Annotated in this window: 1 protein-coding gene; it reads right to left on the bottom strand. The window is 41.4% G+C overall.

The annotated features are described in order from the left end of the window. On the bottom strand, positions 1 to 434 hold a 434-nt coding region (locus tag HC175_RS18440; RefSeq protein ID WP_317172360.1), incomplete at its 3' end, for a JAB domain-containing protein. Positions 435 to 459: the final 25 nt, after the last annotated feature.

Genomic DNA, 459 nt, shown 5'->3' with positions numbered 1-459 from the left:
ACCTTGTTGGAATTATTAAGATAAAGTATCCAAAATTCCTCATGGGGCAATTCCCCGATCTTGGGTTGCATGAGTTCAAAGACAGAAGAGCTGGAAGTAATTTTCTTCTTTTCCAATGCTTCGGAAGATCTTCGTCGTCTTCCCAGTTCCATAGCAGCAACTATGGTCAATGCCCTTGCTTCTCCAATACTTTTGACTTCCATGAGCTGCTTAACCGAAAATTTTCCCAGCTCATTCAAATTGTCCCCTGCCTTGGAAAGCACCTTTTTGGAAACCTCTACAGCAGATTCATTCCGATTGCCGGATCCGATTAAAATTGCCAGTAGTTCGGCATCGCTTAAGAATTCCCTCCCTTTTTGAAGCAGTTTCTCTCTGGGCCTATCCCCTTCTGCCCAATGTTTTATAGTAAAAGAAGATGATTTTTCTGATTCCATTCTCCCAATTTCTTTAAAGATAAGA

This window comes from Salinimicrobium oceani (assembly GCF_012037645.1).
Note: the sequence above shows the minus strand (reverse complement) of the source record. Positions and strands in the feature narration are given on the sequence as shown.